The organism is Micromonospora tulbaghiae, from assembly GCF_900091605.1.
Taxonomy (GTDB): Bacteria; Actinomycetota; Actinomycetes; order Mycobacteriales; family Micromonosporaceae; genus Micromonospora; species Micromonospora tulbaghiae.
The window spans coordinates 458,116-464,492 of record NZ_FMCQ01000005.1 but is presented as its reverse complement, the minus strand read 5'-3'; the positions used below and the strand labels follow the sequence as shown (position 1 = coordinate 464,492).

Sequence of the window (6,377 nt, the reverse complement as noted above, 5' to 3'; positions counted from 1 at the left end):
TGCAAGGTCATATTCGGTATTAGCCCCGGTTTCCCGGGGTTATCCCAAAGCCTGGGGCAGGTTGCTCACGTGTTACTCACCCGTTCGCCGCTCGAGTACCCCGAAGGGCCTTTCCGCTCGACTTGCATGTGTTAAGCACGCCGCCAGCGTTCGTCCTGAGCCAGGATCAAACTCTCCAACAAAAACTTGTCGAACAGCATAACCTGGCAACAAAAGTGTTGCCAAAGGAATCCCAACCAGCAACCACTCCCAAAAGAATGGCCACCAGTCCGGGGTATAAAACAATTGGCACTGGCTTTACAAGCACCCTGTTGAGTTCTCAAAGAACAACCACACACCAACCAGAAAGCCCCGCTTCAGCGGAACCCCCGTTTGGGGCAACCCCTCAAACCTACTCGGTCTTGCCTCCGTCGTCAACCTCGTGTTCGAGGTGATCAACTTGGTTCGACCAGACCCACGCTGACGCTCACCGTTTCCGGTGGTCGTTGCTCTCGTGGGTTTCGGCGGACCGGCCGGCGTCGCTCTCGCGACCACCCGCCCGGCTCCCTGCCGGCTTCCGAACTCTACCCGGTCGGCTTCGCATTCGCAACTCCGTGTCCCGGAGTGTCGAGCACCGCCCGAATCTCAGTCTGGCTCGGCGTCACCGCCACCAGCCTGGTGCCCGTTCTCGGCCGGTTTGCCCGGCCTCCCTCGTGCAGAGAGAAAGTTACGCGGACCCGCCTCGGAAGGCAAATCAATGATCGTCATTGGGGCGAGCGCGCCGGCCCGCGGAAGGCCAGTGCCGAAGGGGGACGCCAACAGCGACGCCGTGCCAGAGTGGTCGGCATGGATGATCCGTCCCCGGTCCCGGCCGTCGCCGAGGACGCTCTGCTCGGCCTCCTGCTGCCGTTCTGGCAGTTGGTGATCGGGGCCGTCGTGCTCGCCGTACTGCTGCTGTCGGTCAGACGCCTGGCCCGGCGCGGCCCCTCCCGGATGACCACCGCCCTGCTGATCACGGCAGCGGCGATCGCCGGTATCGCCGCGCTGGGCCTGCTGTTCGGTAGCTGACCGCGGTCAGAGCCGGCGGTTGGCGAGGCTGGGCAGCTCGCTGCGGATCTTCCGCAGCCGCTCCAGGTCGATCTCGGCGACGGCCAGCCCCGGACCGTCGGCGACCTGGCTCAGCACCGTCCCCCACGGGTCGACCACGATGCTGCGTCCGAAGCAGGTCCGGCCCGGATCGTGGTCGCCTGTCTGGCCCGCCGCCGCCACGAAGCACTGGTTCTCGATCGCCCGGGCCCGCAGCAGCACCTCCCAGTGGTCCCGCCCGGTGTGCATCATGAACGCCGCCGGCACGACGAGCAGCTCGGCGCCGCCGTCGGTGGCGAGCTGCCGGTACAACTCCGGGAACCGCAGGTCGTAACAGATGGACAGGCCCACCCGGAGGCCCTCGACGTCGACCACCACCGGCTTCTCGCCGGGTGCGACGGTTGCCGACTCCAGGTAGGAGACGCGACCGGGGATCTCCACGTCGTACAGATGGATCTTCCGGTACGCGGCGGCGAGCACGCCCTCGCGGTCGAAGACCAGGGAGGTGTTCCAGGTGTGCGCCGGGTCCGGACCGGCCTCGTGGAACGAGCCGGCGATCACCCACATACCCAGCCTGCGGGCGGCCTCCGCGAAGAACCGCCCCACCGTGCCGTCGACCGGCTCGGCCGGCGGCATCCGGTCGGCGTGACCGAGGTAGTCGACGTACTCCGGAAGCAGGGCGAGATCCGCGCCGGCCGCCGCGGCCCTGACCAGCAGGGCCTCGGCGGCGGCGAGGTTCGCCGCCCGGTCGTCGCGGGCGTTGAGCTGGCAGACGGCGACGCGCATGAGGAGAGGGTACGGGCGGAAGCAGGCCTGCGACAGGGCTCAGACGCTGGAGAGGACGAGCGCTGCCGCGGCGAAGCCCAGCCCCGCGACCTGTGCCGGCCGGAGTCGTTCCCGGTCGACGGCGAGCGCGAGCAGGACCGTGCTCGCCGGGTAGAGCGAGGCGATGGCGGCCACCACGCTCAGGTGTCCCCGGCCCGCCGCGGCGAGGAAGAGCGCGTTCGCGGCGGAGTCGAGCAGGCCGGCCGCCGCGGCCCAGCCGAGGACCCGCCGCCCCAGGCGCAGTCGTGCGCCGGTGCGGACGGCGAGCGCGAGGCCGAACGCGATCGAGCTGACGCGTACCGCCAGAACCGGCCACATGCCGGCGGCCTCGTCGGCCTGGCCGAGCAGCGCGAAGAAGATGCCGAAGAGCAGCCCGGCGGCCAGCGCCATGCCGAGCACGCGGCCCGAGACGCGGCGCGTCGCACCGCGCTCCCCCAGGCTGACCAGGCCGATGGCGACCACGGCGAGCCCGGCGCCGCCGAGCGCGACGGCGCCCGGGGAGTGTGCGAGAACCAGGCCGGCGACGATCGGCACGATCGCCGCGGTGATCGCGGTGACCGGGGCGACGACAGCCATCACGCCGGTGGCGAGCGCGCGGTAGAGCAGCATGACGCCACCCGCGCCCGCTACGCCGGCCAGCAGTCCCCACCCCAGGTCGAGCGGGCTCGGCGAGCCGGGCACCACGAGGACGAGTACGAGCAGCAGCGGGACGCTGAGGATCTGCGACACCACTGTCACGGCGATCGGGTCGGCGCGCCGGGACGCCTTGCCGCCGGCGAAGTCGGCGGTGCCGAAGGCGAGCGCGGACACGGCGGCGAGGACAATGGGTAGCACTCAGCAGTCGTACCACAATAGTGACCGTGAAGGACAGTGTGATGACCGACGCAAGCAGACGGGTCGGCGCGGTGACCTCAGCGGTCGCCCGTCAGGTACGTGAGCTACGAGCCGCGCGCGGCTGGTCGTTCGAGGAACTGGCCGGCCGCTCCGGGGTCAGCAAGGGCATGCTGGTGCAGATCGAGGGGGCCAGGACAAACCCGAGCATCGGCACGCTCTGCCGGGTCGCCGACGCGTTCGGCGTCAGCATCGCCCGGCTGCTGGAGCCGGCCGAACAGAGCACGGTACGGGTCAGCGCTGCGGACGAGGCGCCGGTGCTGTGGCGCGGCCCGCACGGTGGCCTGGCTCGTCTGCTCAGTGGGCTCGGCGAACCCGATCTGGTCGAGCTGTGGGACTGGCGGATGGAACCCGGGGAGGCGTTGCAATCCCCCGACCACGCCCACGGCACCCGGGAGATCCTGCACGTGCTCGACGGCGCCGCCACCGTCACAGTCGACGGCGTCGACCACGAGGTACGAGCCGGCGAGACGGTCGAGTTCCACGCCGACCGGGAGCACGGCTACCGCACGGCCGGTGACGAACCGGTGCGCCTGATGATGGTGGTGGTCACCCCGTCGGGCGAGTGGGATCGGCGGACCCGCTCACGCGGACCGCGCCCGAGCTGACCCGGGCGCGGTCGCGACGGCGGTCAGGCCGACTTCTCCTCGCGGTCCCGCCGGCGCCGGCCGGTGAACTCGCGCGGCACGATCGTCGGGTTGACGTTCTCCAGGACGACCTCACGGGTGATCAGCACCCGGGCGGCGTCGGGGTTGCTCGGCACCTCGTACATCACGGAGAGGAGCACCTCTTCCATGATCGCCCGCAGGCCGCGGGCACCGGTGCCGCGGAGCATGGCCTGGTCGGCGATGGCCTCCAGCGCGGGCGGCTCGAACTCCAGCTCGACGCCGTCCAGCTCGAACAGGCGCTGGTACTGCCGGACCAGCGCGTTGCGCGGCTCGGTCAGGATCCGCACCAGGGCGCTGCGGTCGAGGCTGCGCACGTTGGTGATCACCGGCAGCCGGCCGATGAACTCGGGGATCAGCCCGAACTTCAGCATGTCCTCCGGCATGACCTGGCTGAAGATGTCGTCCGTCGACCGCTCGGAGACCGACCGGAGCCGGGCGCCGAAGCCGGTGCCGCCGGAGCCGGTGCGGGCCTCGATGATCTGGTCGAGCCCGGCGAACGCGCCACCGCAGATGAACAGCACGTTCGTGGTGTCGATCTGGATGAACTCCTGGTGCGGGTGCTTGCGCCCGCCCTGCGGCGGCACGTTGGCGACAGTGCCCTCCAGCATCTTCAGCAGCGCCTGCTGCACGCCCTCGCCGGACACGTCGCGGGTGATCGACGGGTTCTCCGACTTGCGGGCGATCTTGTCGACCTCGTCGATGTAGATGATGCCGGTCTCGGCGCGCTTGATGTCGTAGTCGGCCGCCTGGATGAGCTTCAGCAGGATGTTCTCGACGTCCTCACCGACATAGCCCGCCTCGGTGAGCGCGGTGGCGTCGGCGATGGCGAACGGGACGTTGAGCATCCGGGCGAGCGTCTGCGCCAGGTGCGTCTTGCCGCAGCCGGTCGGGCCGAGCAGCAGGATGTTGGACTTGGCCAGCTCGACGCCGTCGGTGCCTGAGCCCGGCGCGCCGGCCGCCTCGGCCTGGATCCGCTTGTAGTGGTTGTAGACCGCGACGGCGAGCGCCTTCTTGGCCTGCTCCTGACCGACGACGTAGTTGTCGAGGAACTGGCAGATCTCCATCGGCTTGGGAAGCTCTTCCCACTTCACCTCGCCGGACTCGGCCAGCTCCTCTTCGATGATCTCGTTGCAGAGATCGATGCACTCGTCGCAGATGTAGACACCTGGGCCCGCGATGAGCTTCTTGACCTGCTTCTGCGACTTGCCACAGAAGGAGCACTTGAGTAGGTCGCCGCCGTCACCGATCCGTGCCACCTACGTTCTCCCTGCACTCGTCGGCCGGAACGCCGGCCCTGACCTGCGAGCGCCGGAGCGCCCGTCCGTCCTGTCGTCCCACCATGCTGTCGGCTTCACCTGATCCGACCGCGGAGCGGTACAGACCCGACGTTACCCGGTGGCCGGGTTTTCTCCGACCCCCAAAACGGGTGTGTCAGAGGTCGACCGGGAACGATACCCCGACCGACCTCCGACCACACGTTGCTCAGCCCGCCGCGTGCGACGCCAGCAGACCCTTCTTGCGGCTGGTCAGGATCGTGTCGACCAGCCCGTACTCCTTGGACTCCTCGGCCGTCATGATCTTGTCACGGTCGATGTCCTTGCGAACCTGCTCGATCGGGCGGTTGCAGTGCCGGGAGAGCATGTCCTCCAGCTGCGTCCGCATCCGCAGGATCTCCCGCGCCTGGATCTCGATGTCCGAGCCCTGACCGTAGCCACCCTCGGTGGCCGGCTGGTGGATGATGATCCGGGAGTTGGGCAGCGCCATCCGCTTGCCCGGGGTGCCCGCGGAGAGCAGCACCGCCGCCGCGCTGGCCGCCTGCCCGAGGCAGACGGTCTGGATGTCCGGGCGGACGTACTGCATGGTGTCGTAGATCGCCGTCATGGCGGTGAAGGAGCCACCGGGCGAGTTGATGTACATGATGATGTCGCGGTCCGGGTCGGTGCCCTCCAGCGTCAGCAGCTGGGCCATCACGTCGTTGGCCGACGCGTCGTCCACCTGCACGCCGAGGAAGATGATCCGGTCCTCGAAGAGCTTGTTGTACGGGTTGGACTCCTTCATCCCGTACGACGTGCGCTCGACGAACGACGGCAGGACGTAGCGGTTGTGCACGGCCGCGAACTGGGGCGGCAGGCTCAGGTCGGTCATCGTCAGCTCCTCGGTCAGCTCAGGGTCCCGGCGCCATCCGGAACCTGCGCGGCCCCGATGATCACCTTGTCGATGAAGCCGTAGTCCATGGCCTCCTGGGCGGTGAACCAGCGGTCACGGTCCGAGTCCGCCTCGATCTGCTCCTGGGACTGGCCGGTGTGGAACGCGACCCGCTCCTGGAACATCCGCTTGGTGTAGAGCATCTGCTCGGCCTGGATCGCGATGTCCGACGCGGTGCCGCCGAGACCGCCCGAGGGCTGGTGCATCATGATCCGCGCGTGCGGCAGGGCGTACCGCTTGCCCTTGGTGCCCGCGCAGAGCAGCAGCTGGCCCATGGACGCGGCCATGCCCATCGCCACGGTCGAGACGTCGTTGTCGATGTACTGCATGGTGTCGTAGATCGCCATGCCGGAGTAGACCGAGCCACCCGGCGAGTTGATCCAGAGGAAGATGTCGCGGTCCGGGTCCTCCGCCGCGAGCAGCAGGAGCTGCGCGCAGATGCGGTTGGCCACCTGGTCGTTCACCTCACTGCCCAGGAAGATGATCCGTTCCTTGAGCAACCGGTTGTAGACCGAGTCGTCGAGGTTGCCAATGGAGTCGCCACCGCGGGCCTCGTTCACCCGGAGCGACTTCTTGGGGATGTGCATGTCGGTCATGGCAGCCCTTCGCTCTCCGTACCGTCCTACCCGACACTAACCGCTCAGCCGGGAGGCGTACTCCCGGTCGGGGCACTGTTCGCTCTCAGCGCAGTCACCCGCACGGCGTACCCCGGAAAGGGTTTCG

Annotated in this window: 7 protein-coding genes and 1 rRNA gene; 2 read left to right on the top strand and 6 right to left on the bottom strand. The window is 68.7% G+C overall.

Annotated elements, in window-relative coordinates; translation table 11 throughout:
* Nucleotides 1-182, bottom strand: a 16S ribosomal RNA gene (locus GA0070562_RS18110); the annotation flags it as partial.
* Between the two features lie 643 nt (nucleotides 183-825).
* Between GA0070562_RS18110 and GA0070562_RS18105 the strand changes: the two genes are divergently transcribed.
* Nucleotides 826-1,047: a hypothetical protein gene (locus GA0070562_RS18105; RefSeq protein ID WP_091423357.1), complete on the top strand. Its 222-nt coding sequence runs from the start codon at nucleotides 826-828 to the stop codon at nucleotides 1,045-1,047.
* Between the two features lie 6 nt (nucleotides 1,048-1,053).
* Here the strand turns inward: GA0070562_RS18105 and GA0070562_RS18100 are convergent, their stop codons facing one another.
* Both GA0070562_RS18100 and GA0070562_RS18095 read right to left on the bottom strand, forming a co-directional pair.
* Complete coding sequence (locus GA0070562_RS18100) at nucleotides 1,054-1,851, bottom strand: carbon-nitrogen hydrolase family protein (RefSeq protein WP_091423219.1); 798 nt, start codon at nucleotides 1,849-1,851, stop codon at nucleotides 1,054-1,056.
* Between the two features lie 39 nt (nucleotides 1,852-1,890).
* Nucleotides 1,891-2,724: an EamA family transporter gene (locus tag GA0070562_RS18095; RefSeq protein WP_091423216.1), complete on the bottom strand. Its 834-nt coding sequence runs from the start codon at nucleotides 2,722-2,724 to the stop codon at nucleotides 1,891-1,893.
* Between the two features lie 26 nt (nucleotides 2,725-2,750).
* Here GA0070562_RS18095 and GA0070562_RS18090 point away from each other — a divergent pair, with 26 nt between their 5' ends.
* Entirely contained in the window at nucleotides 2,751-3,389 is a 639-nt protein-coding gene (locus GA0070562_RS18090; protein ID WP_254663816.1) for a helix-turn-helix domain-containing protein, read from the top strand.
* 23 nt (nucleotides 3,390-3,412) lie between these two features.
* Here GA0070562_RS18090 and clpX read toward each other — a convergent pair whose 3' ends face one another.
* The 3 genes from clpX to GA0070562_RS18075 form a co-directional block, all read right to left on the bottom strand.
* A complete protein-coding gene (gene clpX, locus GA0070562_RS18085; RefSeq protein ID WP_091423211.1) occupies nucleotides 3,413-4,705 on the bottom strand; it encodes an ATP-dependent Clp protease ATP-binding subunit ClpX in 1,293 nt (430 codons plus the stop codon).
* Between the two features lie 226 nt (nucleotides 4,706-4,931).
* Nucleotides 4,932-5,594 carry an ATP-dependent Clp protease proteolytic subunit gene (locus GA0070562_RS18080; protein ID WP_013288034.1) on the bottom strand — a complete coding sequence of 221 codons (663 nt, stop codon included), beginning with the start codon at nucleotides 5,592-5,594 and terminating at the stop codon, nucleotides 4,932-4,934.
* A gap of 14 nt (nucleotides 5,595-5,608) precedes the next feature.
* A complete protein-coding gene (locus GA0070562_RS18075; RefSeq protein ID WP_018786886.1) occupies nucleotides 5,609-6,250 on the bottom strand; it encodes an ATP-dependent Clp protease proteolytic subunit in 642 nt (213 codons plus the stop codon).
* Nucleotides 6,251-6,377 lie beyond the last annotated feature (127 nt).